The organism is Enterobacter sp. AC1 (genome assembly GCF_050434705.1).
Lineage (GTDB): Bacteria > Pseudomonadota > Gammaproteobacteria > Enterobacterales > Enterobacteriaceae > Enterobacter > Enterobacter cloacae_L.
Genome location: NZ_JBNDIZ010000009.1, coordinates 49,247 through 75,423, shown reverse-complemented (window position 1 = coordinate 75,423; position 26,177 = coordinate 49,247). Strand labels below are relative to the sequence as shown.

The 26,177-nt window shown below is 54.8% G+C and carries 19 protein-coding genes; 10 read left to right on the top strand and 9 right to left on the bottom strand.

All coding sequences use genetic code 11. The features are described 5' to 3' along the window. Positions 1-87: 87 nt before the first annotated feature. Positions 88-750, top strand: a complete 663-nt coding sequence (can, locus tag M2433_RS20705; RefSeq protein ID WP_429057299.1) for a carbonate dehydratase — start codon at positions 88-90, stop codon at positions 748-750. Between the two features lie 61 nt (positions 751-811). On the opposite strand, the gene hpt is transcribed toward can, so the two are convergent. Next, entirely contained in the window at positions 812-1,348 is a 537-nt protein-coding gene (hpt, locus tag M2433_RS20700; RefSeq protein WP_008501948.1) for a hypoxanthine phosphoribosyltransferase, read from the bottom strand. 208 nt (positions 1,349-1,556) lie between these two features. Between hpt and M2433_RS20695 the strand changes: the two genes are divergently transcribed. After that, the gene (locus tag M2433_RS20695; RefSeq protein ID WP_429057297.1) at positions 1,557-3,947 is read left to right on the top strand and encodes a glucose/quinate/shikimate family membrane-bound PQQ-dependent dehydrogenase; all 2,391 of its coding nucleotides are present in this window, start codon (positions 1,557-1,559) and stop codon (positions 3,945-3,947) included. Positions 3,948-4,385: 438 nt separating this feature from the next. On the opposite strand, the gene cueO is transcribed toward M2433_RS20695, so the two are convergent. Further along, positions 4,386-5,954, bottom strand: coding sequence for a multicopper oxidase CueO (cueO, locus tag M2433_RS20690; protein ID WP_429057295.1), 1,569 nt, complete (start codon positions 5,952-5,954; stop codon positions 4,386-4,388). Between the two features lie 145 nt (positions 5,955-6,099). On the opposite strand from cueO, the gene M2433_RS20685 reads away from it, so the two are divergent. The 3 genes from M2433_RS20685 (at position 6,100) to speD (ending at position 8,227) form a co-directional block, all read left to right on the top strand. Continuing rightward, the gene (locus M2433_RS20685) at positions 6,100-6,447 is read left to right on the top strand and encodes a YacC family pilotin-like protein (RefSeq protein ID WP_014882582.1); all 348 of its coding nucleotides are present in this window, start codon (positions 6,100-6,102) and stop codon (positions 6,445-6,447) included. Positions 6,448-6,562: 115 nt separating this feature from the next. After that, on the top strand, positions 6,563-7,432 hold the full coding sequence (gene speE / locus M2433_RS20680) for a polyamine aminopropyltransferase (protein WP_047346375.1): 870 nt from the start codon (positions 6,563-6,565) through the stop codon (positions 7,430-7,432). Continuing rightward, positions 7,433-8,227, top strand: a complete 795-nt coding sequence (gene speD / locus M2433_RS20675) for an adenosylmethionine decarboxylase (RefSeq protein ID WP_023334531.1) — start codon at positions 7,433-7,435, stop codon at positions 8,225-8,227. A gap of 31 nt (positions 8,228-8,258) precedes the next feature. Here the strand turns inward: speD and yacL are convergent, their stop codons facing one another. Together yacL and acnB are read right to left on the bottom strand one after the other, a co-directional pair. After that, a complete protein-coding gene (gene yacL, locus M2433_RS20670) occupies positions 8,259-8,621 on the bottom strand; it encodes a protein YacL (protein WP_047346374.1) in 363 nt (120 codons plus the stop codon). 182 nt (positions 8,622-8,803) lie between these two features. Then, positions 8,804-11,401, bottom strand: a complete 2,598-nt coding sequence (acnB, locus tag M2433_RS20665) for a bifunctional aconitate hydratase 2/2-methylisocitrate dehydratase (protein WP_429057292.1) — start codon at positions 11,399-11,401, stop codon at positions 8,804-8,806. A 571-nt stretch (positions 11,402-11,972) separates the two neighbouring features. Between acnB and M2433_RS20660 the strand changes: the two genes are divergently transcribed. From M2433_RS20660 to M2433_RS20650, 3 genes are all read left to right on the top strand, one after another. Further along, complete coding sequence (locus tag M2433_RS20660; RefSeq protein WP_429057289.1) at positions 11,973-12,152, top strand: hypothetical protein; 180 nt, start codon at positions 11,973-11,975, stop codon at positions 12,150-12,152. A 142-nt stretch (positions 12,153-12,294) separates the two neighbouring features. Continuing rightward, a complete protein-coding gene (locus M2433_RS20655; RefSeq protein ID WP_429057287.1) occupies positions 12,295-13,845 on the top strand; it encodes a DUF3300 domain-containing protein in 1,551 nt (516 codons plus the stop codon). Positions 13,846-13,855: 10 nt separating this feature from the next. Next, positions 13,856-14,647 (top strand): DUF2950 family protein, encoded by a 792-nt coding sequence (locus tag M2433_RS20650; protein ID WP_429057285.1) that lies wholly within the window; start codon positions 13,856-13,858, stop codon positions 14,645-14,647. 63 nt (positions 14,648-14,710) lie between these two features. On the opposite strand, the gene traT is transcribed toward M2433_RS20650, so the two are convergent. The 5 genes from traT to pdhR form a co-directional block, all read right to left on the bottom strand. Further along, on the bottom strand, positions 14,711-15,442 hold the full coding sequence (traT, locus tag M2433_RS20645; protein WP_429057284.1) for a conjugal transfer complement resistance protein TraT: 732 nt from the start codon (positions 15,440-15,442) through the stop codon (positions 14,711-14,713). Positions 15,443-15,637: 195 nt separating this feature from the next. After that, positions 15,638-17,062: a dihydrolipoyl dehydrogenase gene (lpdA, locus tag M2433_RS20640; protein WP_014068924.1), complete on the bottom strand. Its 1,425-nt coding sequence runs from the start codon at positions 17,060-17,062 to the stop codon at positions 15,638-15,640. A gap of 175 nt (positions 17,063-17,237) precedes the next feature. After that, positions 17,238-19,139: a pyruvate dehydrogenase complex dihydrolipoyllysine-residue acetyltransferase gene (gene aceF / locus M2433_RS20635; protein ID WP_063957487.1), complete on the bottom strand. Its 1,902-nt coding sequence runs from the start codon at positions 19,137-19,139 to the stop codon at positions 17,238-17,240. 14 nt (positions 19,140-19,153) lie between these two features. Next, a complete protein-coding gene (gene aceE, locus M2433_RS20630; protein ID WP_059310644.1) occupies positions 19,154-21,817 on the bottom strand; it encodes a pyruvate dehydrogenase (acetyl-transferring), homodimeric type in 2,664 nt (887 codons plus the stop codon). Positions 21,818-21,940: 123 nt separating this feature from the next. After that, positions 21,941-22,705, bottom strand: a complete 765-nt coding sequence (gene pdhR, locus M2433_RS20625; protein WP_008501960.1) for a pyruvate dehydrogenase complex transcriptional repressor PdhR — start codon at positions 22,703-22,705, stop codon at positions 21,941-21,943. A 537-nt stretch (positions 22,706-23,242) separates the two neighbouring features. On the opposite strand from pdhR, the gene aroP reads away from it, so the two are divergent. Both aroP and M2433_RS20615 read left to right on the top strand, forming a co-directional pair. Further along, positions 23,243-24,613 (top strand): aromatic amino acid transporter AroP, encoded by a 1,371-nt coding sequence (gene aroP, locus M2433_RS20620; protein ID WP_047346367.1) that lies wholly within the window; start codon positions 23,243-23,245, stop codon positions 24,611-24,613. 164 nt (positions 24,614-24,777) lie between these two features. Then, entirely contained in the window at positions 24,778-26,175 is a 1,398-nt protein-coding gene (locus tag M2433_RS20615; protein WP_429057279.1) for a glycoside-pentoside-hexuronide (GPH):cation symporter, read from the top strand. Positions 26,176-26,177 lie beyond the last annotated feature (2 nt).

Sequence of the window (26,177 nt, the reverse complement as noted above, 5' to 3'; positions counted from 1 at the left end):
TCTTACACGCGTTGTGTGGTTTCATTAAAAGTCGGGTTACCCTATAGTAGCGCAACGCAATTACTCGGTTACAGGTCGCTAACCTCCATGAACAACATAGATACACTCATCAGCAACAATGCACTATGGTCAAAAATGCTGGTGGAGGAAGACCCCGGATTTTTTGGAAAACTCGCGCAGGCTCAGAACCCACGCTTTCTCTGGATTGGATGTTCCGACAGCCGCGTACCGGCGGAGCGTCTGACCGGCCTCGAACCCGGCGAACTGTTTGTTCACCGTAATGTCGCCAACCTGGTCATTCACACCGATCTTAACTGTCTTTCTGTTGTTCAGTATGCCGTTGACGTTCTGGAAGTCGAGCACATCATTATTTGCGGCCATTATGGCTGCGGCGGCGTGCAGGCAGCGGTTGAAAACCCGGAGCTGGGGCTTATTGATAACTGGCTGCTGCACATCCGCGATATCTGGTTCAAACATAGCTCACTGTTAGGCGAAATGCCGCAGGAGCGTCGCATGGATACCCTTTGCGAACTCAACGTGATGGAGCAGGTATATAATCTGGGACATTCAACGATCATTCAGTCAGCGTGGAAGCGCGGGCAGAAGGTCTCTATTCACGGCTGGGCGTACGGTATTCACGATGGTCTGCTGCGCAATCTGGAAGTGACCGCCACCAACCGCGAAACGCTGGAGCAGCGTTACCGTTCAGGAATTGCCAACCTTAAGCTGAAGCATGTGAACCATAAATAAAGCCGGAGATTTTCTCCCTCTCCCTGTGGGAGAGGGTCGGGGTGAGGGCATCAGCCCGCAGTTACTCGTCCAGCAACACCACTTTCCCAACATACGGCAGATGACGATAACGCTGCGCGTAGTCAATGCCATAACCGACGACGAATTCGTCCGGAATGGAGAAGCCCACGAACTCGACCGGCACCTGCACTTCACGGCGGTCAGGTTTATCCAGCAGGGTGCAGATAGCCAGAGATTTTGGCTCTCGCAGGCTCAGGATCTCGCGCACTTTTGAAAGGGTGTTGCCGGAGTCGATAATGTCCTCAACGATCAACACATCTTTGCCACGAATATCTTCATCCAGATCTTTCAGGATTTTCACATCACGGGTTGTGGACATGCCGCTGCCGTAGCTGGAGGCGGTCATAAAATCGACCTCATGTGGCACATGCACTTCACGGCACAGATCTGCCATGAACATGAAAGAGCCACGCAACAGACCGACCAGCACCATTTCGCTGCCGCTGTCCTTGTAATGTTCGGTGATTTGACGACCCAGTTCGGCGATACGCGCTTTGATCTCGGCTTCCGGGATCATCACTTCAACAGTATGTTTCATATTACTAACCAAATGATTTTAATGAAAATCTCTCAATGCGGGTGAATTCATCTCCGGCATCGATACGCAAGCCAGCCATTATATCAGCAAATGGCTAAGCCTGGCGCATGAGTTATAAAAAGCAAATATTGTGATTCCGATCACACTTGTTAATACCTATAATTAGTTGCTAGCAAATTATTAACAAAAACTGACGAGTACACTTTCTATGGCTGAAACACACTCTAAACAGCCGCGTCTACTGGTGACATTAACAGCCGCGTTCGCAGCCTTCTGCGCGCTGTATCTGTTAATCGGTGGCGTCTGGCTGGTCGCTTTAGGCGGCTCCTGGTACTACCCGATTGCGGGTCTGGTTATGGTTGCCGTAACCGTCCTGCTGTTGCGTAGAAAACAATCCGCACTGTGGCTGTATGCCGCACTCCTCCTTGCCACCATGATCTGGGGCGTCTGGGAAGTCGGGTTCGACTTCTGGGCACTGACGCCGCGCAGCGACATCCTGGTCTTCTTTGGTATCTGGCTGATCCTGCCGTTCGTCTGGCGTCGCCTGATTGTGCCTTCAAGCGGTGCTGTGGCGGGCCTGGTTGTTGCCCTGCTGATTACCGGCGGCATTCTGACCTGGGCCGGTTTTAATGACCCACAGGAGATCAACGGTACGCTGAACGCGGAATCCACGCCTGCGGCGGCTATCTCCCAGGTCGCTGACGGTGACTGGCCTGCGTATGGTCGTAACCAGGAAGGCCAACGCTACTCTCCGCTGAAGCAGATCAACGCGGACAACGTGAAGAACCTGAAGGAAGCCTGGGTATTCCGTACCGGTGACCTGAAGATGCCGAACGATCCGGGTGAACTGACCAACGAAGTGACGCCAATTAAAGTCGGCAACATGCTCTATCTGTGTACGGCGCACCAGCGTCTGTTCGCGCTCGACGCGGCCACCGGTAAAGAGAAATGGCACTTCGATCCGCAGCTGAACTCCAACCCGTCCTTCCAGCATGTCACCTGCCGTGGCGTCTCTTACCACGAAGCGCGCGCCGATAATGCGAGCCCTGAGGTGGTGGCCGACTGTCCTCGCCGCATCATGCTGCCGGTGAACGATGGCCGTCTGTTCGCCATCAATGCCGAAACGGGCAAGCTGTGCGAAACCTTCGCGAACAAAGGTATCCTGAACCTGCAGACCAACATGCCGGACACCACGCCGGGTCTGTATGAGCCAACCTCTCCGCCGATCATCACCGATAAAACTATCGTGATTGCCGGTTCGGTAACGGATAACTTCTCCACCCGCGAAACTTCCGGCGTTATTCGTGGTTTCGACGTGAACACCGGTAAACTGCTGTGGGCCTTCGACCCGGGCGCGAAAGATCCAAACGCGATCCCGTCGGATGAACACACCTTTACCTTTAACTCGCCAAACTCCTGGGCACCGGCGGCGTATGACGCGAAGCTGGACCTGGTCTACCTGCCAATGGGTGTGACCACGCCAGATATCTGGGGCGGTAACCGCACGCCGGAGCAGGAACGTTATGCGAGCGCTATCGTGGCGCTGAATGCGACCACCGGTAAGCTGGCATGGAGCTACCAGACCGTTCACCACGATCTGTGGGATATGGATATGCCGTCCCAGCCGACGCTGGCGGACATTACCGTTAACGGCAAAACCGTACCGGTGATTTACGCGCCGGCGAAGACGGGCAACATCTTCGTCCTGGATCGCAGCAACGGTAAACTGGTCGTGCCTGCTCCGGAAAAACCGGTTCCGCAGGGCGCGGCTAAAGGCGATTACGTCAGTAAAACCCAGCCGTTCTCCGATCTGAGCTTCCGTCCGAAGAAAGACCTCAGCGGTGCAGACATGTGGGGCGCCACCATGTTTGACCAGTTGGTGTGCCGCGTGATGTTCCACCAGCTGCGCTATGAAGGCATCTTCACACCGCCTTCCGAGCAGGGCACGCTGGTCTTCCCGGGTAACCTGGGGATGTTCGAATGGGGCGGCATTTCCGTTGACCCTAACCGTCAGGTCGCGATTGCTAACCCAATGGCCCTGCCGTTCGTATCCCGCCTGATCCCGCGTGGTCCAGGTAACCCAATGGAGCAGCCGAAAGACGCGAAAGGCAGCGGTACCGAAGCCGGCATTCAGCCGCAGTACGGCGTACCGTTTGGCGTGACGCTGAACCCGTTCCTGTCTCCGTTTGGTCTGCCGTGTAAACAGCCTGCCTGGGGTTATATCTCCGGTCTGGATCTGAAAACTAACCAGGTCGTCTGGAAAAAACGTATTGGTACCCCGCAGGACAGCATGCCGTTCCCGATGCCGGTTCCGGTGCCGTTCAATATGGGTATGCCAATGCTGGGTGGCCCGATTTCCACCGCCGGTAACGTGCTGTTCATCGCGGCAACCGCAGATAACTACCTGCGCGCGTACAACATGACCAACGGTGAAAAACTGTGGCAAGGCCGTCTGCCAGCCGGTGGACAAGCTACGCCGATGACCTATGAAGTGAATGGCAAGCAGTACGTTGTCATCTCTGCCGGTGGTCACGGTTCGTTTGGCACGAAGATGGGCGACTATATCGTCGCGTATGCGTTGCCGGACGAAAACAAGTAACTGAAAAGCCGGGTGGTGGCTACGCCTTACCCGGCCTACAGAAATATCCAAAACGGCAACTTCGGTTGCCGTTTTTGTGTCTGTTCCCTCTCCCTGTGGGCTGAGGGATCCCCAGTAATTTTTTTTACCGGAAGCGGTGAATGTTGCTTCAGGAAAATGAATGGCTTACAGCGATGCCCTGGTCCGGCTGTAAATCGCCGAGGCGTTTCCGTAAGGCCGGGGCGAGGCGATTGAGCCACCCTGGCACGTTCACCGGTCATGTCGTTACAGAGTAGCAGGGAACATAAAGTGAACGGAATGACCACCAGAGCCGTATGTTCTCCCTCACCCTAGCCCTCTCCCTCAAGGGAGAGGGGATCGTCCGTGCAGGCATTATTTTGTGGGGAACCTTCAGCCCTGTGGGAGAGGGTCAGGGTGAGGGCATCTGGCCGCACTGTTTTAAACAGTAAAACCAAGCATCATCCCCGTATCCTCATGCTCCAGCAGATGGCAGTGCGCCATGTAGGCAAACTCCTTCGGCGCATCGTGGTCAAACTTCACCAGCACCTCGCTGACCCCGCCTTCAACCCTCACCGTATCCTTCCAGCCCGCACGGTGTATAGCAGGGGCCTTACCGTTCTCGGAGAGAATGCGGAACTGGGTACCGTGGATATGGAACGGATGCAGCATCATGTCCCCTTCGCCTGAAATCACCCAGCGCTCAAACTGCCCTTTTGCGGCAGCAAACATCGGCGTGTTCATGTCGAACGCTTTGCCGTTAATCATATTGGCGTTGTGGAAATCAAAGCCATGTTCGCCATGGTTCATGTTCCCCATGCCGCCCATGTTACCGTGGTCCATATTCATATGGCCCATCATCTGCCCGTGGTGCATCCCCGCCATCGCCTTATCGCCATATTTCGCCATCAGCGCCTGCATGCCCATCATGTCGAGCATCGGGTTCATGGAGAGCTGCAGCTTGCGTTGCGTAAGCCCGTCAAGCGAGGGGAGTGCTGGCAGGTTGGCTAAGCTATCCGGCAGCGTGCCGGAAGCGGTCACCAGTAATGGCTGAATGCGCAGCACCGGGTGCGCCTTATCAAAGGGCGCAACCGCCATCCCCATCTGACTGACCGGCAGCGTTACCAGGTCAAACGCCTTACCGTCGCTGATATCCACCAGCACCTCAAAACGTTCTCCCATCAGCATTGGTAGCTCGTTTACCTTCACCGGCTCGGGCAGCAGCCCCCCGTCGCTGGCAACCACGTACAGAGGACGTTTATCACTGGCGGCGAAATTGAGGGAGCGTGCGTTACAGCCGTTGAGCAGGCGCAGACGCAGCCAGCCTTTCGGTGCGGCATGTTGAGGATAAATAGCCCCGTTGGTCAGCAGCGTGTCGCCAAACCAGCCCACCGCCGCGCTCATGACGTCCAACTGGTAGTCAATTTGCCCATCAGCGGTGAATTTCTTGTCCTGCACAATCACCGGCACGTCGTCGATGCCCCACTGTTTAGGCAGGCGCAGCAGGCGGCTTTCGTCGTCTTCAATCAGCACTAGCCCCGCCAGCCCCATCGCTACCTGATGGCCGGTTTTACCATGCTGATGCGGATGAAACCAACAGGTGGCCGCACGCTGATCGGGCGTAAAGGTGACGCTGCGCTTGCCGCCCGCTTTGATGACGCCCTGCGGCCCGCCGTCCACCTCGCCCGGCACTTCCAGCCCGTGCCAGTGCAGCGTCGTCTCTTCAGCAAGCGTGTTGTGAATATCCACCGTCACCGCTTTCCCTTTACGTAACTGAAGCGCCGGACCGAGCAGATTGCCGTTATAGCCCCACGTCGTGGCACTGTGCTCGCCGAACGTCGTTTTGCCGGACTGAACAACAAGCTGGATACGGCTGCGGGCGTCAGCGGTCAGTAAATCAGGGATGGGTAAGGCCGGCCTGTCAGCGGCGAAAACCGCGCGGCTCCAGAGTGGTAATGCGCTGGCAGCCCCCAGCGCAACAGAGTATTTCAAAAAATCACGACGTTGCATGTTCATTTCCTTATTTCCAGCAGGCGATCTTTTGAGCATAAACCCTCCCCTTACCGGAAGGTCAAGCACGGCGGCAATAATAAAGATCGTCGCACTGGCATCAAGTATGCTAACGTTAATTTTCCGTGAAGATGTGGTAGAAGCAATGAAGACGTTTTTCAGGACAATTTTGTTCGGTAGCCTGATGGCAATGTGTGCGAACAGCTATGCGCTAAGTGAAAATGAAGCGGAAGATATGGCCGACTTAACGGCGGTTTTTGTATTCCTGAAAAATGATTGTGGCTACCAGAATTTACCCAACGGGCAAATTCGCCGCGCGCTGGTCTTTTTTGCCCAGCAGAACCAGTGGGATCTCAGCAACTACGACAGCTTCGACATGAAGGCGCTCGGTGAAGACAGCTACCGTGACTTAAGCGGCATTGGTATCCCCACTGCAAAAAAATGCAAAGCGCTGGCTCGTGATTCACTCAGCCTTCTCGCCTACGTGAAATAACCTTCCCGACGCCCCTTGTTGAGCCTATAGCCGTGCAACCACGGTTATAGTTAGCTATCATGTTTCGCTCATTTTTTGAGAGTGTAACGGATGTTAACACAGGAGGAGTCCGCATATGGCCGACCACACGTTGTGGCATGAAACACTGCATGACCAGTTTGGTCAGTACTTTGCCGTTGATAACGTGCTCTATCATGAGAAAACCGATCACCAGGATCTGATCATCTTCGAGAATGCCGCCTTTGGCCGCGTCATGGCGCTGGACGGCGTCGTGCAAACGACCGAGCGGGATGAGTTTATCTATCATGAGATGATGACCCACGTCCCTCTGCTGGCGCACGGTCATGCGAAGCATGTCCTGATTATCGGCGGTGGCGACGGCGCAATGCTGCGTGAAGTGTCCCGCCATCGGTCCATTGAAACCATCACCATGGTGGAAATCGATGCGGGCGTGGTCTCTTTCTGCCGCCAGTACCTGCCCAACCACAATGCCGGTAGCTATGACGATCCGCGCTTTAACCTGGTGATTGACGACGGTGTTAACTTCGTTAACCAGACTACCCAAACGTTTGACGTCATTATCTCCGACTGTACCGACCCGATCGGCCCCGGCGCGTCGCTGTTTACCTCCTCCTTCTACGAAGGCTGCAAGCGCTGCCTGAACCCTGGCGGGATCTTTGTCGCACAAAATGGCGTCTGCTTCCTGCAGCAGGATGAAGCGATTGACAGCCATCGCAAGCTGAGCACCTATTTCGGCGATGTCAGCTTCTATCAGGCCGCCATTCCGACGTACTACGGCGGGATCATGACCTTCGCGTGGGCAACGGACAACGACGTATTGCGCCATCTCTCCACCGAAATTATCCAGGCCCGCTTCCACCAGGCCGGTCTTCAGTGCCGATACTACAATCCGGCCGTGCATACCGCTGCGTTTGCGTTGCCGCAATACCTGCAAGATGCATTATCCACAAAGGGGGTGAGCTAATTGAAAAAGCTTAAACTGCATGGCTTTAACAACCTGACCAAAAGCCTGAGTTTTTGTATTTACGATATCTGCTATGCCAAAACAGCGGAAGAACGCGATGGTTACATCGCCTATATCGATGAACTCTACAACGCCAACCGTCTGACCGAGATCCTGTCAGAGACCTGCTCCATTATCGGCGCAAACATCCTTAATATCGCCCGCCAGGATTATGAACCCCAGGGCGCCAGCGTGACCATACTGGTCAGCGAAGAGCCGGTCGACCCGAAGCTTATCGACAAAACTGAACATCCTGGCCCGCTGCCGGAAGTGGTTGTTGCGCACCTTGATAAAAGCCATATCTGCGTTCATACCTACCCGGAAAGCCATCCGGAAGGCGGGCTGTGTACGTTCCGCGCCGATATCGAAGTGTCGACCTGCGGTGTGATTTCCCCGCTGAACGCGCTGAACTATTTAATTCACCAGCTGGAATCGGATATCGTCACGATTGATTATCGCGTGCGTGGTTTTACCCGTGATATCAACGGCATGAAACACTTCATCGACCACGAGATCAATTCTATTCAGAACTTTATGTCCGACGATATGAAATCGTTGTACGACATGATGGACGTGAACGTGTATCAGGAAAACATCTTCCATACCAAGATGTTACTTAAGGAGTTCGACCTTAAGCACTATATGTTCCACACGAAGCCGGAAGATTTGAGCGAAGAAGAGCGTAAGGCGATCACTGACCTGCTCTGGAAAGAGATGCGCGAGATCTACTACGGCCGCAATATTCCGGCCGTGTAAAAGCAAGCCGGAGCAGGGATGCTCCGGTCTGTTATTTCTGTTTCATAAAGTCTCGGTACGCCGTTACCACCTGAAGAAAGTCCTCTACGCCGCACATCGACAGGCTTTCTTCGTCGTAGTAGCTCATCCCCTCTTCCATCTCGTCACCTGAAAACTCGAGCTGGTTTGCGCGCACCATCACCTCTTCGCCATCCATCCACAGCGTGTATTCATGTCCGGCCCGTTGCCAGGAGCGTTCACTGCCTTTTACCGTATCTGCCGCCTGTTCAACTTCATCAAGAAGTGCGAGATTTTCTTTCACCTCTTCGTTAAACCAGTGTCCAACGGCTTCGTGGCCCATCGACATACGCACTTTCACCACTCCGGTGATGTCGCGCAGAAATTCGTAATCCATAGTGTTTTCCTCTGCAAAGCCATTAGGGTAATTATCGCAGCAGAGAAGAAGAAAAAAAGCATGAGAGGTGGGAGGAATGAAAATAAAAAAGCCCCTCACCCTAACCCTCTCCCCAAAGGGGAGAGGGAACTGGACTCCCCTCGCCCCTTTGGGGAGAGGGGCTGAGGGTGAGGGGTTGGTTTTTATACTGCCGTCTGGAAGATTACCCCGTCAGCCTTCTCGGTGTACTGAGCGAGCTGGTCGAAGTTCAGATAGCGATAGGTATCCACCGCCGTCTTATCCACCTGAGCCACAAAGGTCTGGTACTCTTCCGGCGTTGGCAGTTTGCCAATCAGCGCCGCAACCGCCGCCAGCTCCGCAGAGGCCAGGAAGACGTTCGCACCGGTACCTAAACGGTTCGGGAAGTTACGGGTAGAGGTGGAAACCACCGTCGCGCCGTCGGCTACGCGCGCCTGGTTACCCATACACAGGGAACAGCCAGGAATTTCAATACGCGCACCGCTCTTACCAAACACGCTGTAATAGCCCTCTTCGGTCAGCTGAGCCGCGTCCATACGGGTTGGCGGTGCCACCCACAGACGGGTTGGCAGCTGGCCTTTGTGGGTATCCAGCAGTTTACCGGCAGCACGGAAGTGACCGATGTTGGTCATACAGGATCCGATGAACACTTCGTCGATCTTCTCGCCCTGAACTTCAGACAGCGGACGCGCGTCGTCCGGATCGTTCGGTGCACACAGGATCGGCTCTTTGATATCCGCCAGATCGATGTCGATCACCGCCGCGTACTCTGCGTCAGCATCGGCCTCCAGCAGCTGCGGATCGGCCAGCCATTTTTCCATACCCTGGATACGACGCTCCAGCGTACGACGGTCGCCGTAGCCTTCTGCAATCATCCACTTCAGCAGCACGATGTTCGAGTTCAGATACTCAATAATCGGCTCTTTGTTCAGCTTGATGGTACAGCCTGCAGCAGAACGCTCGGCGGAAGCATCGGTCAGCTCGAACGCCTGCTCTACTTTCAGATCCGGCAGACCTTCAATTTCCAGGATACGGCCGGAGAAGATGTTTTTCTTACCTTTCTTCTCAACGGTCAGCAGGCCCTGTTTAATTGCATACAGCGGGATTGCGTGAACCAGGTCGCGCAGGGTGATACCCGGCTGCATTTTGCCTTTGAAGCGCACCAGCACCGATTCCGGCATATCCAGCGGCATCACGCCGGTCGCCGCAGCAAACGCAACCAGACCGGAGCCCGCCGGGAAGGAGATACCGATTGGGAAACGGGTATGGGAGTCACCGCCGGTACCCACGGTATCCGGCAGCAGCATGCGGTTCAGCCAGGAGTGGATGACGCCGTCGCCCGGACGCAGAGAGACGCCGCCGCGGTTCATGATGAAGTCTGGCAGCGTGTGGTGCGTGGTCACGTCAACCGGCTTCGGATACGCCGCGGTGTGGCAGAAGGACTGCATCACCAGATCGGAAGAGAAGCCCAGGCACGCCAGGTCTTTCAGTTCGTCACGGGTCATTGGGCCAGTGGTGTCCTGAGACCCCACGGAGGTCATCTTCGGCTCGCAGTACGCGCCTGGACGAATACCGGCTACGCCGCACGCGCGGCCCACCATTTTCTGCGCCAGAGAGTAACCGCGGTCGCTCTTGGCCACGTCTTTCGCCTGACGGAAAACGTCTGAATGCGGCAGACCCAGCGCTTCACGCGCTTTGGTGGTCAGGCCACGGCCGATAATCAGCGGGATACGGCCACCGGCACGCACTTCGTCGATCAGCACGTCGGTTTTCAGCTCAAAGCTTGCCAGCAGCTCGTTGGTTTCGTGATTACGCACTTCGCCTTTATACGGGTAAACGTCAATCACGTCGCCCATGTTCAGGTTATTCACGTCGACTTCAATTGGCAGTGCGCCCGCATCTTCCATGGTGTTGAAGAAGATAGGCGCAATTTTACCGCCGAGGCACAGGCCGCCGCCGCGTTTGTTCGGCACATGAGGAATGTCGTCACCCATGAACCACAGCACGGAGTTGGTCGCGGATTTACGGGAAGAACCGGTCCCCACAACGTCACCCACGTAGGCCAGCGGGAAACCTTTTTTCTGCAGGGCTTCGATCTGTTTGATCGGGCCGACGCTGCCAGGCTGGTCCGGCTCAATACCTTCACGGGCGTTTTTCAGCATTGCCAGGGCGTGCAGAGGGATATCCGGGCGAGACCATGCATCCGGCGCCGGAGAGAGGTCATCGGTGTTGGTTTCACCGGTTACTTTGAAAACGGTGACGGTAATTTTTTCAGCCAGCGCTGGACGGTTCAGGAACCATTCGGCATCAGCCCAGGACTGCATCACCTGCTTCGCATAGACGTTGCCTGCTTTGGCTTTTTCTTCCACATCGTAGAAGTTATCGAACATCAGCAGCGTAGAAGAGAGCGCTTTAGCGGCAATCGGTGCCAGCTTGTCGTTATCCAGCGCGTCAATCAGCGGATGAATGTTATAACCACCCTGCATGGTGCCGAGCAGTTCAATGGCTTTTTCAGGAGTAACCAGTGGGGAGGTGGCTTCGCCTTTGGCGATAGCAGCAAGGAATCCGGCTTTTACGTAGGCAGCTTCATCTACGCCAGGCGGTACGCGGTTGATCAACAGATCTAACAGGAATTCTTCTTCGCCCTTAGGCGGGTTCTTCAGCAGCTCGACGAGCGCGGCCATTTGGGTTGCATCTAAAGGTTTGGGTACAATTCCCTCGGCGGCACGTTCTGCTACGTGCTTACGGTATTCTTCTAGCACGACGGTTCTCCTCGCTCTCATTGTCATATGCGGCGGGCGTTCTCTTCACGCTCCTGTGAGACAGCAGTTTGTAGGGTAAATGCCCGATACCGCGTCGGGCAGCATAGCAGGATTTCTGCACAGTGTTAATCCGTTTACAAAAAAGCAACATTAAAAAGTTTGCTGAATCGTTAAGCATGGTGTAGCGGGGAGACAAGACGAATTTTGGGTACAAAAAAACCGCCTGGTAGCGGTTTATTTGTTGCCTTGCGGTGGTAGCACACCGGGCTGGCAGATTTGCGGCAATACACTCGACATGAATAATGCTCCTCAGTAAGAAAATCTGCAAGTACCTGTCTGGCATTTACGAGCCGCCGTCCAGTTTCGCATGAAAAAGGATGTAACTGCATTGCCATTCTTCTCAGCTCGTACCGACTGTAATACTGTTGCTCCCGGCCTGCTTCGCTGGCGTAGCAACCAGTCACCGGGCCCGGGAGCAGTTCCGTAACCTACGCGGCAATACACTTATTTGCCTGGTTCGGCCTTTCCCGGTGGAGAATGAACCCGCGTAGCCTTTACAGGAACGCATGCAATGGAGATGCGAATCACTGCGCTGATCGTTGCGATCGGTTTACTGCTTACCGCACTGCACGGTGGCTGGAATATATCCGACATCACGGTGCTGTTTGTCGTTAACCTCGGCAACTCGCTGCTGGCCGCTCGCAAGAGCGGCCTTCTGAATTCCCAGCTGTTTTTCCCGCATCGCATATAATTGTGTAATAAATACTCACACTCTTTATCCGGACGTACCGGACGCTTCCCAATAAAAGTCAAAACAGTAAAAGACGGGTGAATAATACTCACGCCAACCGTAACGCCTCACGGCACAGCGCTTGTCTCGTTGGAGTCATTTTATGAAGTTGCCCTTTAAGCCACATCTGCTCGTTCTTCTGTGCAGTGCCGGGCTGCTTGCCGCCTCAGGCGTCATGTTTGTCAAAAGTCGTGCAACGGAACCCGTTGCGCCAGCCCCTGCCGCACAACCGTCGGCTGCACCTGCCGCAGCACCACCCGCCCCTGTCGCCGCGCCAGCGTATACTGCCGCGCAAATCGACCAGTGGGTTGCCCCCATCGCGCTCTATCCGGACGCCCTGCTGTCACAAATTTTGATGGCTTCGACCTACCCGGCTAACGTGATCCAGGCGGCGCAGTGGTCCAAAGACAACCCCAAAATGGAAGGAGACGCCGCTATCCAGGCCGTTGCCAGCCAGCCCTGGGATCCCAGCGTAAAATCGCTGGTCGCGTTTCCTCAGCTTATGTCGCTGATGGGCGAGAACCCGCCGTGGGTACAAAATCTCGGCGATGCGTTTCTCGCACAACCGAAAGATGTGATGGATTCCGTTCAGCGCCTGCGCGCGCTGGCACAGAAGACCGGCGCCTTACAATCGACGCCTCAGCAGACGGTCACCACCGTGACCAAACCGGCGCCGGCTAAAACCAGCACCACCGAGTCAACGACAGCCACAACGTCCGCGCCAGCGCCTACGGTGATTAAAATTGAATCTGCCGATCCGCAGGTCGTTTACGTCCCAACCTATAACCCCAATACGGTGTACGGTACCTGGCCAAACACCGCCTATCCGCCTACCTATCTCCCTCCTTCACCCGGAGAGCAGTTTGGCAACAGCTTCGTCAACGGTTTAGGCTTCAGCCTGGGCGTCGCCACAACCTATGCCATCTTCAGCAACATCGACTGGGATGATGACGATGACTGGGACCATCACCATGACGACTGGGATAATCACGGCGGCTATAATCGCAACGGTGATAACAACATCAATATTAACGTTGAGAACTTTAATAAAATCAGCGGGCAGCGGCTGACGGATGCCAACCGCACCTGGCAGCACAACCCGGCCTACCGGGAAGGTGTCCCCTACCCCACTAACCAGCTCAACAATCGCTTCCACGCCACCAGCGCGGCCACAGGGTTAAGCTCAACGCAGCAAAAACCGGCTAACCGCGATACCCAGCGTCAGGCCGCCCTCAGCCAGATGGAGAAATCCACGGGCAAAACCTTCCCGCAAACGGCCCGTCCCGGAACGAAAGAGGGGCAGCGCCAGGCCTCAAGTGAACAGCTGAAGCAGATTTCTCAGCGCAATAACTACCGGGGCTACGACACCAAACCGCAGACGACGAAGCGGACGACCGCGCAGCAGCGAGAAAACCGCCAGGCCACAGCCCAGAGACAAGAAAAACGGGGTTCGCAACCTGCGCAGCAACGCGCTCCTCAGCAGCGAAACATTCAGCCCCGGGCTAATGCGCTGAGCGGCAACGACAGCCGCTCCGCTAACTGGCAGGCGCAGCAGCAGCGTGGTGCGCAAAGCAGACAGCTCGCGGCTCGCCAGCAGCAGCCGCGCCAGGCGTCTGGTGGACGCGCTGAACGCCGTGAAATTCGACATCGCTAAGGGAACCGACATGAAAAGTAAACTACTCAGTGGAATGGTGTTGTTCATGCTTTCGGCCTCGGCGATGGCGCAGCAGTCCTTTAGCACGCCCGACCAGGCGACCGATGCGCTGGTCAACGCCATAAGCGAACATAATGAGAGCGCGATGAGCAACCTGCTTGGAGAGAACTGGCGCGATTTTCTGCCGCCTGAAGGCGTTGATCCGGACGCCGTCGATCGCTTCCTGCGCGACTGGAAAGTCCGTCATAACACTGTTATCGAGGGGGATACGGCGCATCTTGTTGTCGGAGAGAGCCGCTGGCAGCTTCCCATTCCGGTGAACAAAACCGCAGCAGGCTGGCAGTTCGATATCAAAGAAGGTGCAGAAGAGATCCTGACCCGCGAAATTGGGCGTAACGAGCTCGCCGCCATTGAAGCCTTACATGCCTATGTCGATGCGCAGCAAAGCTACTTTGCGATGAACCAAAAATACGCGCAGAAAATTGTCAGCGCGGGAGGGAAAAAAGACGGTTTGTACTGGCCAGCCTCACCCGGGGAAGCGCCCAGTCCGCTCGGACCGGCATTCAGTCCGAAAGAGCCGGGTACCGGCTATCACGGCTATCGCTTTCGGATCCTGCCTGAGAACAACGGTTTCGCGATGGTTGCCTGGCCGGTCAGCTATGGCCAGACGGGCATCATGAGCTTCGTGATAAATCAGGACGACAAGGTTTATCAGTCAGATCTCGGCAGCGATTCGGAGCAGAAAGCCCGGGCGTTAACCGCGTATCACCCTGATAAAACCTGGCAGCCCGTTGCGCCCTGAGTAAGGTCAACGGACCACGTTTTGCAAGCCGGATATGACGAAGCCACCACCCGGCTTTTTAACTTACAGAATATTTGCGACCGACTTCGCCAGCTGCGCTTCCAGAACCGGTTTCGCTTCTTCGAATTTCAGATTCACTTTGTTCGCATTCGATACCACGCGGGTCTGATACTTCGCGCGATCGCCCTGCTCGCTGCTGGTTTGCAGCTTCACGCCGGACGTCCCCTGACGCAGCGCCGCAATGTTATCGGTGGTGACTTTCGCTTTGCTACGCTCGGAGATCTGCAGGTCGGTTACCATGGTGTAGTTCACATCTTCTACCATGGCATCTGCCGCCATGCCGATCAGACCCGCCGCCAGCCCTACGCCCAGCGCCGCACCTGAAGAATTACTGTTATAGGCCGTGATACCGGCACCCAGCGCAGCGCCAACGGCGGCACCTTCATAGCCGGTTTTCAGATAGCCCTGGGCTTCGCGCAGGTCCATTTTGTCCGCTTTAAGGACGTTAGCCTGAACCCAGTAGTATGCGCTGTCAGGAGAGGACGTTACCTTATACCCTTTAGCGCTCAGATCGTTTGCCAGCAACGTCTGGAGGTTGCTCATGTCTTTATCAGAGGTATTTTTTACCTGAATGTAGACCGTTTTCTCGTTAGACGGCTCAAGCCAGATGGTCTCGCTCATCTGCGTTTTCACTTCCAGGTTACGTTTTTTCACCGCCGTCGTCATCGCACCGCATCCGGTCAGCGTCATGACTGCCGCCAGTAGGCCAATCCCCATCACTTTCTTCAAAAACATGTTATTTCCTTTTTGCGTGTAATCAAAAATCCATCACTTCTAACCGTGCGGCCAGTAGCTACACAATGGTGAAAAAAGTATCGGCAGATAAGCGCAAATTTTTAGAGGAAATAACAATAAGTTACCCACCATAATGGGTAGTTTTCAGGCAAAAAAAACGCCTCCGAAGGAGGCGTTTAGTAAGAAGCAATAAACTTATTTCTTCTTCGCTTTCGCGTTTGGCAGGTCGGTGATGCTGCCTTCAAACACTTCTGCCGCCAGGCCAACAGACTCGTGCAGAGTCGGGTGAGCGTGGATAGTCAGCGCGATGTCTTCAGCGTCGCAGCCCATTTCGATCGCCAGACCGATTTCACCCAGCAGCTCGCCGCCGTTGGTACCGACAATCGCACCACCGATCACGCGGTGAGTCTCTTTGTCGAAGATCAGTTTGGTCATACCGTCTGCGCAGTCGGACGCGATAGCACGGCCAGAAGCAGCCCACGGGAAGGTGGCAGTTTCGTAGCTGATGCCTTTCTCTTTCGCTTCTTTCTCAGTCAGACCAACCCATGCAACTTCTGGCTCGGTGTACGCGATAGATGGGATCACTTTCGGATCGAAGTAGTGCTTCATGCCGGCGATAACTTCAGCGGCAACGTGACCTTCGTGAACACCTTTATGCGCCAGCATTGGCTGACCGACGATATCGCCGATAGCAAAGATGTGCGGCACGTTAGTGCGCAGCTGTTTGTCAACGCGGATGAAGCCACGGTCGTCAACTTCCACGCCAGCTTTGCCCGCGTCGAGGTTTTTACCGTTCGGCACACGGCCGATAGCCACCAGCACGGCGTCGTAACGCTGTGGTTCTGCAGGGGCTTTTTTGCCTTCCATGGAAACGTAGATACCGTCTTCTTTCGCTTCAACGGCAGTCACTTTGGTTTCCAGCATCAGGTTGAATTTCTTGCTGATGCGTTTGGTGAAGACTTTAACGATGTCTTTGTCTGCAGCCGGGATAACCTGGTCGAACATTTCAACCACGTCGATATCAGAACCCAGCGCGTGGTACACGGTACCCATTTCCAGACCGATGATACCGCCACCCATAACCAGCAGGCGCTTAGGAACGGTTTTCAGCTCCAGCGCATCGGTGGAATCCCACACGCGCGGATCTTCATGTGGAATGAACGGCAGTTCGATTGGGCGAGAACCTGCTGCGATGATCGCATTGTCGAAGTTGATCACGGTTTTGCCGTTTTCGCCTTCTACTTCCAGGGTGTTCGCACCGGTGAATTTACCCAGACCGTTTACCACTTTCACTTTACGGCCTTTGGCCATACCCGCCAGACCGCCGGTCAGCTGAGTGATAACTTTCTCTTTCCAGGTACGAATTTTGTCGATATCGGTTTTCGGCTCGCCGAAGACGATACCGTGTTCAGCCAGCGCTTTGGCTTCTTCGATAACTTTCGCTACGTGCAGCAGCGCTTTAGAAGGGATACAGCCGACGTTCAGACAAACACCGCCGAGGGTGCTGTAACGTTCTACGATGACGGTTTCCAGACCTAAATCCGCTGCGCGGAATGCTGCGGAGTAACCTGCCGGGCCTGCCCCAAGTACTACGACCTGAGTTTTGATTTCTGTGCTCATCATGACCTCTTAATTTATACCCGTCGTCCACCGGGTCGTTCTATCCGTCCGTATTTTACAAAATTGTTAACAATTTTGAAACAACAAACGGCTCACGAATTGTCGCTTTCGCCGATAACCTCACAACCATCAGGAGATTACCAGAAAAAAGCCGGCCGATTGGCCGGCTTTTCGATTACATCACCAGGCGGCGAATGTCGCTCAGGGTGTTATTGATGATGGTGATGAAACGCGCACCATCAGCACCGTCGATCACGCGGTGGTCGAAGGACAGAGAGATTGGCATCATCAGACGCGGCACGAACTCTTTGCCATTCCACACCGGCTCCATCGCGGACTTGGACACACCGAGGATAGCCACTTCCGGCGCGTTCACAATCGGCGCGAAGTGGGTGGTACCCAGGCCGCCGATGCTGGAGATGGTGAAGCAGCCGCCCTGCATTTCGCCGGCAGTCAGCTTACCATCACGCGCTTTCTTGGAGATGGTGGTCAGTTCACGGGACAGCTCAGTGATGCTCTTCTTGTTCACGTCTTTGAAGACCGGAACAACCAGACCATTTGGCGTATCAACCGCAACACCGATGTTGATGTATTTCTTCAGCGTCAGCTTCTGGCCGTCTTCGGACAGGGAGCTGTTGAAGCGTGGCATCTGCTCAAGGGCAGCGGCAACGGCTTTCATGATGAAGACCACTGGGGTGAATTTCACGTCCAGCTTGCGCTTCTCAGCTTCGGCGTTCTGCTGTTTACGGAACGCTTCCAGGTCGGTGATATCGGTTTTGTCGAAGTGCGTAACGTGCGGGATCATCACCCAGTTACGGCTCAGGTTCGCACCAGAGATTTTCTGGATACGGCCCAGCTCCACTTCTTCGATTTCGCCGAACTTGCTGAAGTCCACTTTCGGCCATGGCAGCATGCCCGGGATACCGCCACCGGCGGCTGCAGCAGGTGCAGCTTCGGCGCGTTTCACCGCGTCTTTCACATAGGTCTGAACGTCTTCACGCAGGATACGACCCTTACGGCCGGTCCCTTTCACTTTCGCCAGGTTCACACCGAATTCGCGCGCCAGGCGACGAATCAGCGGGGTAGCGTGGACGTAAGCGTCGTTTTCAGCGAACTCAGATTTGCCTTCCGCTTTTGCAGCAGGAGCCGCAGCAGGTTTAGACGCCTGAGCCGGTGCAGCAGCAGGTGCCGGAGCAGCCGCGGCAGCCGGAGCTGCGGCAGGCGCAGCGCCTTCCACTTCGAAGACCATGATCAGAGAGCCGGTAGACACTTTGTCGCCGGTGCTGATTTTGATCTCTTTAACGGTACCCGCGAACGGCGCAGGGACTTCCATAGAAGCCTTGTCGCCTTCAACCGTGATCAGTGACTGTTCAGCGGCAACTTTGTCGCCCACTTTCACCATCACTTCGGTGACTTCAACTTCGTCACCGCCGATGTCCGGTACGTTAACGTCTTTCGCGCCGCCAGCAGCTGCTGGTGCAGCGGCCGGAGCCGGAGCAGCGGCCTGTGCTGGCGCGGCAGCAGGTGCAGCACCCGCCACTTCGAAGACCATGATCAGCGACCCGGTAGACACTTTGTCGCCGGTGTTGATCTTGATCTCTTTAACGGTACCCGCGAACGGCGCCGGCACTTCCATAGAGGCTTTGTCGCCTTCTACGGTGATCAGTGACTGCTCAGCTGCAACGGTGTCGCCCACTTTCACCAGGATTTCAGTGACTTCAACTTCGTCACCGCCGATGTCAGGCACGTTAACGTCTTTCGCTGCCGCAGCAGCGGCTGGAGCAGCGGCGGCCGGAGCGGCTTCTTTCTTCTCTTCCTGCGCAGGTGCAGCAGCTGCTGCACCGTCGGCGGAATCGAAAATCATGATCAGTTTGCCGGTCTCGGTTTTATCGCCAACAGAGACTTTGATCTCTTTAACGATGCCAGCCTGAGGAGACGGGACTTCCATAGAGGCTTTGTCGCCTTCTACGGTGATCAGCGACTGTTCAGCTTCAACTTTGTCGCCTACTTTGACCAGGATCTCGGTGATTTCAACTTCATCAGCCCCGATGTCCGGTACATTGATTTCGATAGCCATTATTCTTTTACCTCTTACGCCAGACGCGGGTTAACTTTTTCTGCATCGATGTTGAATTTGGTGATTGCGTCAGCAACCACTTTCTTATCGATTTCGCCACGTTTAGCCAGTTCGCCCAGTGCTGCTACAACCACGTAAGAAGCATCAACTTCGAAGTGGTGACGCAGGTTTTCGCGGCTGTCAGAACGACCGAAGCCGTCAGTACCCAGAACGCGATAATCATCAGCTGGAACGTAAGTACGAACCTGCTCAGCGAACAGTTTCATATAGTCAGTAGACGCCACCGCTGGTGCATCGTTCATCACCTGAGCGATGTACGGAACGCGTGGAGTTTCCATTGGGTGCAGCATGTTCCAGCGCTCACAATCCTGGCCATCACGCGCCAGTTCAGTGAAGGAGGTCACGCTGTACACGTCGGAGCCCACACCGTAGTCTTTCGCCAGGATCTGTGCTGCTTCACGGACGTGACGCAGGATAGAACCGGAGCCCAGCAGCTGAACTTTACCTTTGCTACCTTCGAGGGTTTCGAGTTTGTAGATACCTTTACGGATACCTTCCTCGGCACCTGCTGGCATTGCCGGCATGTGGTAGTTTTCGTTCAGGGTGGTGATGTAGTAGTAAATGTTCTCTTGCGCTTCACCGTACATGCGCTGCAGACCGTCATGCATGATGACTGCCACTTCGTACGCGTAAGACGGGTCGTAAGAGATACAGTTAGGGATAGTCAGAGACTGAATGTGGCTGTGGCCATCTTCGTGCTGCAGACCTTCACCGTTCAGGGTCGTACGACCGGAAGTACCGCCTACCAGGAAGCCGCGAGCCTGCTGGTCGCCAGCCTGCCAGCACAGGTCACCGATACGCTGGAACCCAAACATGGAGTAGTAGATGTAGAACGGGATCATCGGCAGGTTGTTGGTGCTGTAAGAGGTCGCAGCAGCCAGCCAGGATGCGCCTGCGCCCAGCTCGTTGATACCTTCCTGCAGGATCTGACCTTTCTCGTCTTCTTTGTAGTATGCAACCTGCTCACGGTCCTGCGGGGTGTACTGCTGGCCGTTCGGGCTGTAGATACCGATCTGACGGAACAGACCTTCCATACCGAAAGTACGCGCTTCGTCAGCGATGATTGGAACCAGACGATCTTTGATCGACTTGTTCTTCAGCATCACGTTCAGGGCACGAACGAAAGCGATAGTGGTAGAGATCTCTTTATTCTGCTCTTCCAGCAGCTGAGAGAAGTCTTCCAGCGCTGGCAGTTCCAGCTTCTCGGTGAAGTTTGGCTGACGAGCTGGCAGGTAGCCTTTCAGTGCCTGACGACGTTCGTGCAGGTACTTGTGCTCTTCAGACCCTTCCGGGAAGGTGATGTAAGACAGGTTTTCTACCTGCTCATCGGTCACTGGAACGTTGAAACGGTCGCGGATATAACGCACGCCGTCCATGTTCATTTTCTTAACCTGGTGAGCGATGTTTTTACCTTCTGCGGTATCACCCATGCCGTAACCTTTGATGGTGTGGGCCAGGATTACAGTCGCTTTACCTTTGGTTTCCTGCGCTTTTTTCAGTGCAGCGTAGACTTTCTTCGGATCGTGACCACCGCGGTTCAGAGCCCAGATCTGCTCGTCAGTCCAGTCTGCAACCAGTGCTGCGGTTTCAGGATATTTGCCGAAGAAGTGCTCACGAACGTAGGCACCGTCTTTGGATTTGAAGGTCTGGTAGTCACCGTCAACGGTTTCGTTCATCAGCTGGATCAGTTTACCGCTGGTATCTTTACGCAGCAGCTCATCCCAACGACCGCCCCACATGACTTTAATCACGTTCCAGCCAGCACCTGCGAAGATGCCTTCCAGTTCGTTGATGATCTTGCCGTTGCCGGTTACCGGACCATCCAGACGCTGCAGGTTACAGTTGATGATGAAGCACAGGTTGTCCAGCTTCTCACGGGTCGCGATGGTGATCGCACCTTTAGATTCTGGCTCATCCATTTCACCGTCGCCCAGGAAGGCGTAGACGGTTTGCTCAGAGGTGTCTTTCAGACCACGGTGTTCCAGATATTTCAGGAATTTAGCCTGGTAGATCGCACCAATTGGGCCCAGACCCATAGATACGGTCGGGAACTGCCAGAATTCAGGCATCAGTTTAGGGTGTGGGTAAGAAGACAGACCTTTACCGTGAACTTCCTGACGGAAGTTGTTCATCTGCTCTTCAGTCAGACGACCTTCCAGGAATGCACGTGCATAGATGCCTGGAGAGATGTGGCCCTGGAAGTACACCAGATCGCCGCCGTCTTTCTCGTTAGCTGCACGGAAGAAGTGGTTGAAGCACACTTCGTAAACGGTTGCAGAAGACTGGAAGGATGCCATGTGGCCACCCAGTTCCAGGTCTTTCTTGGATGCGCGCAGAACGGTCATGATGGCGTTCCAGCGGATTGCAGAACGGATACGACGTTCCAGATCCAGATTGCCCGGGTATTCCGGTTCGTCTTCGACGGCAATCGTGTTTACGTAGTTGCTAGCCCCTGCACCTGAAGCAACCTTCACACCGCCTTTGCGGGCTTCAGAAAGCAGCTGATCAATCAGATACTGAGCGCGCTCAACACCTTCTTCACGGATGACCGATTCGATCGCCTGTAGCCAGTCGCGAGTTTCGATCGGATCCACGTCATTTTGGAGACGTTCTGACATGGGGGTATTCCTTATCTATCTAATACGTTGATTTGTCTGGAACCTGTCCCATTGTGCTCTTGGGCAAGAACACAATAAGACAGGTTCTGCGTTTAGTTGCCGCGCTCTAAAAGTACCTGGCGCTTAATCCTTTCGTTGCTGTATGCGGCGTAATGAACGTTCGCGACGCGATTGTTCACGGCTGCGGTCCAGCAAGATTTCCTCAATGAAAGCCAGATGTCGGTGCGACGCTTCGCGCGCCTGCTCCGGTTCCCCGGCCATTATCGCCTCGAATACTCGGGTGCGATGGTTGCTTACCAGTGGGAGCATGTCCCGACGGGCATACAACAATTCAAAATTCTGACGAACGTTCTGGGCCAGCATCGGCTCCATGCAGCGTAGCAGATGGAGGAGCACCACATTGTGTGCTGCTTCGGTGACGGCGATTTGATACTGGACGACGGCGCTGGACTCGGCGTCTAAATCGCCGGACTGCTGTGCCCGTTCAATGGCCTGATGCAGCTCGCGGATACGCACGCGATCTTCATCAGTGCTGCGAAGGGCGGCGTAATAGGCCGCAATCCCTTCAAGCGCGTGACGGGTCTCAAGCAGGTCAAACTGGGATTCTGGGTGGTCAGAGAGAAGTTCTACCAGCGGATCGCTGAAGCTCTGCCACAGGCTGTTTTGCACAAAAGTTCCGCCGCCCTGGCGACGAAGCAGCAAGCCCTTTGCTTCGAGACGTTGAATTGCCTCACGCAGAGAGGGACGTGAAACGTCGAACTGTTTTGCCAGTTCGCGTTCTGGCGGAAGTTTCTCACCCGGGCGCAGAGTCCCTTCGAGGATTAAAAACTCCAGCTGCTGCTCAATCACATCAGATAGTTTTGGTTGGCGAATTTTGCTGTAGGCCATATTCCCTGTCTTACGCCTTTTTGCCCGGAGTCAATTGGTCTTACCAATTTCTATTTCGTATCGCTAAAGTAACAAAGTATTCACCTTCTGTCCATATTGGTTTTGATTGAAATCAGTAAACCCTGCACATTTTAACAACCTTACAGAAATAACGTTTCAGAAATGTAACTTTGCACAAATGAGTTGATTACTACTAAAGAGGGAGATTTAACCTTAATGAAACGAGGGCTTTTGCAATCTGAAGCGATTCAACAAAGCAAATAATGAAATTTTGCCCACTTATGGCGCATTTCTATTCTATAGGTTGGGGTAAGAAGGGTGAGCGGAGCGATTTACAAATGCTTTCTTTTTATTCAAGTCGTCATCCGCTCGTCATAAAGCAGGTGCATTCGCAGGCACTTACCACTATTCTTGCGCTTACGGAAGTCATCTCCGCTTTTTTCGGTCTTATTAACCGTAAAGAAATAAATACAGAAAACGGATATTCATAATTACACACGCTCAGCGTGAACATAACAACCACACACGAGGTTTCAAATGGAAGCTCAACAGCACGGCGATCAGCTAAAGCGCGGGCTAAAAAACCGCCATATTCAGCTCATCGCACTGGGCGGTGCCATCGGAACCGGCCTCTTTCTGGGTAGCGCATCCGTTATTCAGTCAGCCGGTCCGGGCATTATTCTGGGGTACGCAATCGCGGGCTTTATCGCGTTTCTGATTATGCGTCAGTTAGGTGAAATGGTCGTTGAAGAGCCGGTGGCTGGCTCCTTTAGCCACTTTGCCTATAAGTACTGGGGCAGCTTTGCCGGTTTCGCCTCAGGCTGGAACTATTGGGTGCTGTACGTACTGGTTGCCATGGCCGAGCTTACCGCCGTCGGGAAATACATTCAGTTCTGGTATCCCGAGATCCCAACCTGGGCCTCGGCTGCGGCCTTCTTCGTCATTATTAACGCTATTAACCTGACCAACGTAAAAGTGTTCGGTGAAATGGAGTTCTGGTTCGCCATCATTAAGGTCATTGCCGTTGTGGCGATGATTATCTTTGGTGGCTGGCTGCTGTTCAGCGGCAACGGTGGCCCGCAGGCAACCGTTCGCAACCTCTGGGAACAGGGTGGCTTCCTGCCTCACGGCATGACGGGTCTGGTGATGATGATGGCAATTATCATGTTCTCCTTCGGCGGTCTGGAGCTGGTGGGCATTACGGCCGCTGAAGCTGACAACCCGGAGCAGAGCATTCCAAAAGCCACTAACCAGGTTATCTACCGTATCCTGATCTTCTATGTGGGTTCGCTGGCCGTGCTGCTCTCCCTGCTGCCGTGGACGCGCGTCACCGCCGATACCAGTCCGTTTGTGCTGATCTTCCACGAACTGGGAGATACCGTCGTGGCGAATGCGCTCAACGTTGTCGTCCTGACGGCGGCTCTGTCCGTTTACAACAGCTGCGTGTACTGCAACAGCCGTATGCTGTTCGGCCTGGCGCAGCAGGGTAACGCCCCGAAAGCGCTGCTCAACGTCGATAAACGCGGCGTGCCGGTAAACACCATTATCGTTTCGGCGATCGTGACCGCGCTGTGCGTCCTCATTAACTACATGGCGCCGGAATCGGCGTTTGGCCTGCTGATGGCGCTGGTGGTCTCTGCCCTGGTCATCAACTGGGCGATGATCAGCCTGGCGCACATCAAGTTCCGCCGCGCGAAACAGCAGCAGGGCGTCACCACGCGCTTCCCTGCCCTGCTCTATCCGCTGGGTAACTGGATTTGCCTGCTGTTCATGGCGGCCGTGCTGGTGATCATGCTGATCACCCCGGGTATGGCGATTTCTGTGTACCTAATTCCGGTCTGGATTGCCGTGCTTGGCGTCGGCTATATGTTCAGCCAGAAAAGCCGTAATGCGATGAAGGCCCACTAAGCCTGCCACTGCGGTACCTGCTTTTGCGGGTACCGCACGTTGTTACCTCCCTCACACTTTCACGTCCACAGCGCTTTTATCCATATCACCGCCCTGATACTGCAACGCATATATTCCTTTGCCAGCAAATAATTCTCTCCATACCGAAACCCGGAGAGCAGTCTATGGATAACGCTAAACTGTCAGTAAAAGAAAAGATCGGCTATGGGATGGGCGATGCAGGTTGCAACATCATCTTTGGCGCCATCATGCTGTTTGTTAACTATTTTTATACCGATATTTTTGGTCTGGCGCCCGCGCTGGTGGGCGTACTGCTGCTCTCTGTGCGCGTGATTGACGCCGTAACGGACCCGATCATGGGCGCGATTGCCGACCGTACCCGCAGCAAATATGGCCGGTTTCGTCCATGGCTGCTGTGGATTGCCCTTCCCTACGCGCTGTTCAGCATCCTGATGTTCACCACGCCTGACTGGAGCTATAACAGCAAAGTTATCTATGCGTTTGTCACCTATTTCCTGCTGTCGCTGACCTACACGGCTATCAACATTCCCTACTGCTCGCTGGGCGGGGTGATTACCAACGATCCCAAAGAGCGCGTTGCCTGCCAGTCATATCGCTTCGTGCTGGTCGGCATCGCCACGCTGCTGCTGTCGCTGACGCTGCTGCCGATGGCCGACTGGTTCGGGGGAGATAACAAAGCCAAAGGCTACCAGATGGCGATGACCGTGCTGGCGCTGATTGGAACCTGTATGTTCCTGTTCTGCTTTGCCACCGTGCGCGAGCGCGTGCGCCCGGCGGTTCAGACCAATGACCAGCTGAAAAACGACCTGAAGGACGTGTGGAAAAACGACCAGTGGGTGCGCATTCTGCTCCTGACCCTGTGCAACGTCTGCCCCGGCTTTATCCGCATGGCGGCCACCATGTATTACGTGACATGGGTGATGGGCCAGAGCACCCACTTCGCAACCCTGTTTATTAGCCTGGGCGTGGTGGGCATGATGCTCGGCAGCATGCTGGCGAAAGTGCTGACCGACCGCTGGTGTAAGCTGAAGGTTTTCTTCTGGACCAACATCGTGCTGGCGATCTTCTCAACCGCCTTTTACTTCTTCGACCCGAAGGCCACCGTCACCATTGTGGTGCTCTACTTCCTGCTGAATATCCTGCACCAAATTCCGTCACCGCTGCACTGGTCGCTGATGGCCGACGTGGACGACTACGGCGAGTGGAAAACCGGGAAACGCATCACCGGGATAAGCTTCTCCGGCAACATTTTCTTCCTGAAGCTGGGGCTGGCGATTGCCGGTGCAATGGTCGGCTTCCTGCTCTCCTGGTACGGCTACGACGCGGGAGCAAAAGCGCAAAGCGCGGACGCCATCAACGGCATTGTCCTGCTGTTTACCGTCATCCCGGGCGTTGGGTACCTCATTACCGCGGGCGTGGTGCGACTGCTGAAGGTTGACCGAGAGACGATGAAGCGGATTCAGGAAGACCTGGAGAAGCGCCGCATTAACTATCGCGAGCTGAACAAGTATCAGGAACTCAGCGCCGCTGAGACAAAATAAGG

Bases quoted from the DNA above. Each gene is read 5' to 3' on its own strand.
- can (WP_429057299.1), top strand. From the start codon at position 88: ATGAACAACATAGATACACTCATCAGCAACAATGCACTATGGTCAAAA.
- hpt (WP_008501948.1), bottom strand. From the start codon at position 1,348: ATGAAACATACTGTTGAAGTGATGATCCCGGAAGCCGAGATCAAAGCG.
- M2433_RS20695 (WP_429057297.1), top strand. From the start codon at position 1,557: ATGGCTGAAACACACTCTAAACAGCCGCGTCTACTGGTGACATTAACA.
- cueO (WP_429057295.1), bottom strand. From the start codon at position 5,954: ATGCAACGTCGTGATTTTTTGAAATACTCTGTTGCGCTGGGGGCTGCC.
- M2433_RS20685 (WP_014882582.1), top strand. From the start codon at position 6,100: ATGAAGACGTTTTTCAGGACAATTTTGTTCGGTAGCCTGATGGCAATG.
- speE (WP_047346375.1), top strand. From the start codon at position 6,563: ATGGCCGACCACACGTTGTGGCATGAAACACTGCATGACCAGTTTGGT.
- yacL (WP_047346374.1), bottom strand. From the start codon at position 8,621: ATGGATTACGAATTTCTGCGCGACATCACCGGAGTGGTGAAAGTGCGT.
- M2433_RS20660 (WP_429057289.1), top strand. From the start codon at position 11,973: ATGGAGATGCGAATCACTGCGCTGATCGTTGCGATCGGTTTACTGCTT.
- M2433_RS20655 (WP_429057287.1), top strand. From the start codon at position 12,295: ATGAAGTTGCCCTTTAAGCCACATCTGCTCGTTCTTCTGTGCAGTGCC.
- M2433_RS20650 (WP_429057285.1), top strand. From the start codon at position 13,856: ATGAAAAGTAAACTACTCAGTGGAATGGTGTTGTTCATGCTTTCGGCC.
- traT (WP_429057284.1), bottom strand. From the start codon at position 15,442: ATGTTTTTGAAGAAAGTGATGGGGATTGGCCTACTGGCGGCAGTCATG.
- lpdA (WP_014068924.1), bottom strand. From the start codon at position 17,062: ATGAGCACAGAAATCAAAACTCAGGTCGTAGTACTTGGGGCAGGCCCG.
- aceF (WP_063957487.1), bottom strand. From the start codon at position 19,139: ATGGCTATCGAAATCAATGTACCGGACATCGGGGCTGATGAAGTTGAA.
- aceE (WP_059310644.1), bottom strand. From the start codon at position 21,817: ATGTCAGAACGTCTCCAAAATGACGTGGATCCGATCGAAACTCGCGAC.
- pdhR (WP_008501960.1), bottom strand. From the start codon at position 22,705: ATGGCCTACAGCAAAATTCGCCAACCAAAACTATCTGATGTGATTGAG.
- aroP (WP_047346367.1), top strand. From the start codon at position 23,243: ATGGAAGCTCAACAGCACGGCGATCAGCTAAAGCGCGGGCTAAAAAAC.
- M2433_RS20615 (WP_429057279.1), top strand. From the start codon at position 24,778: ATGGATAACGCTAAACTGTCAGTAAAAGAAAAGATCGGCTATGGGATG.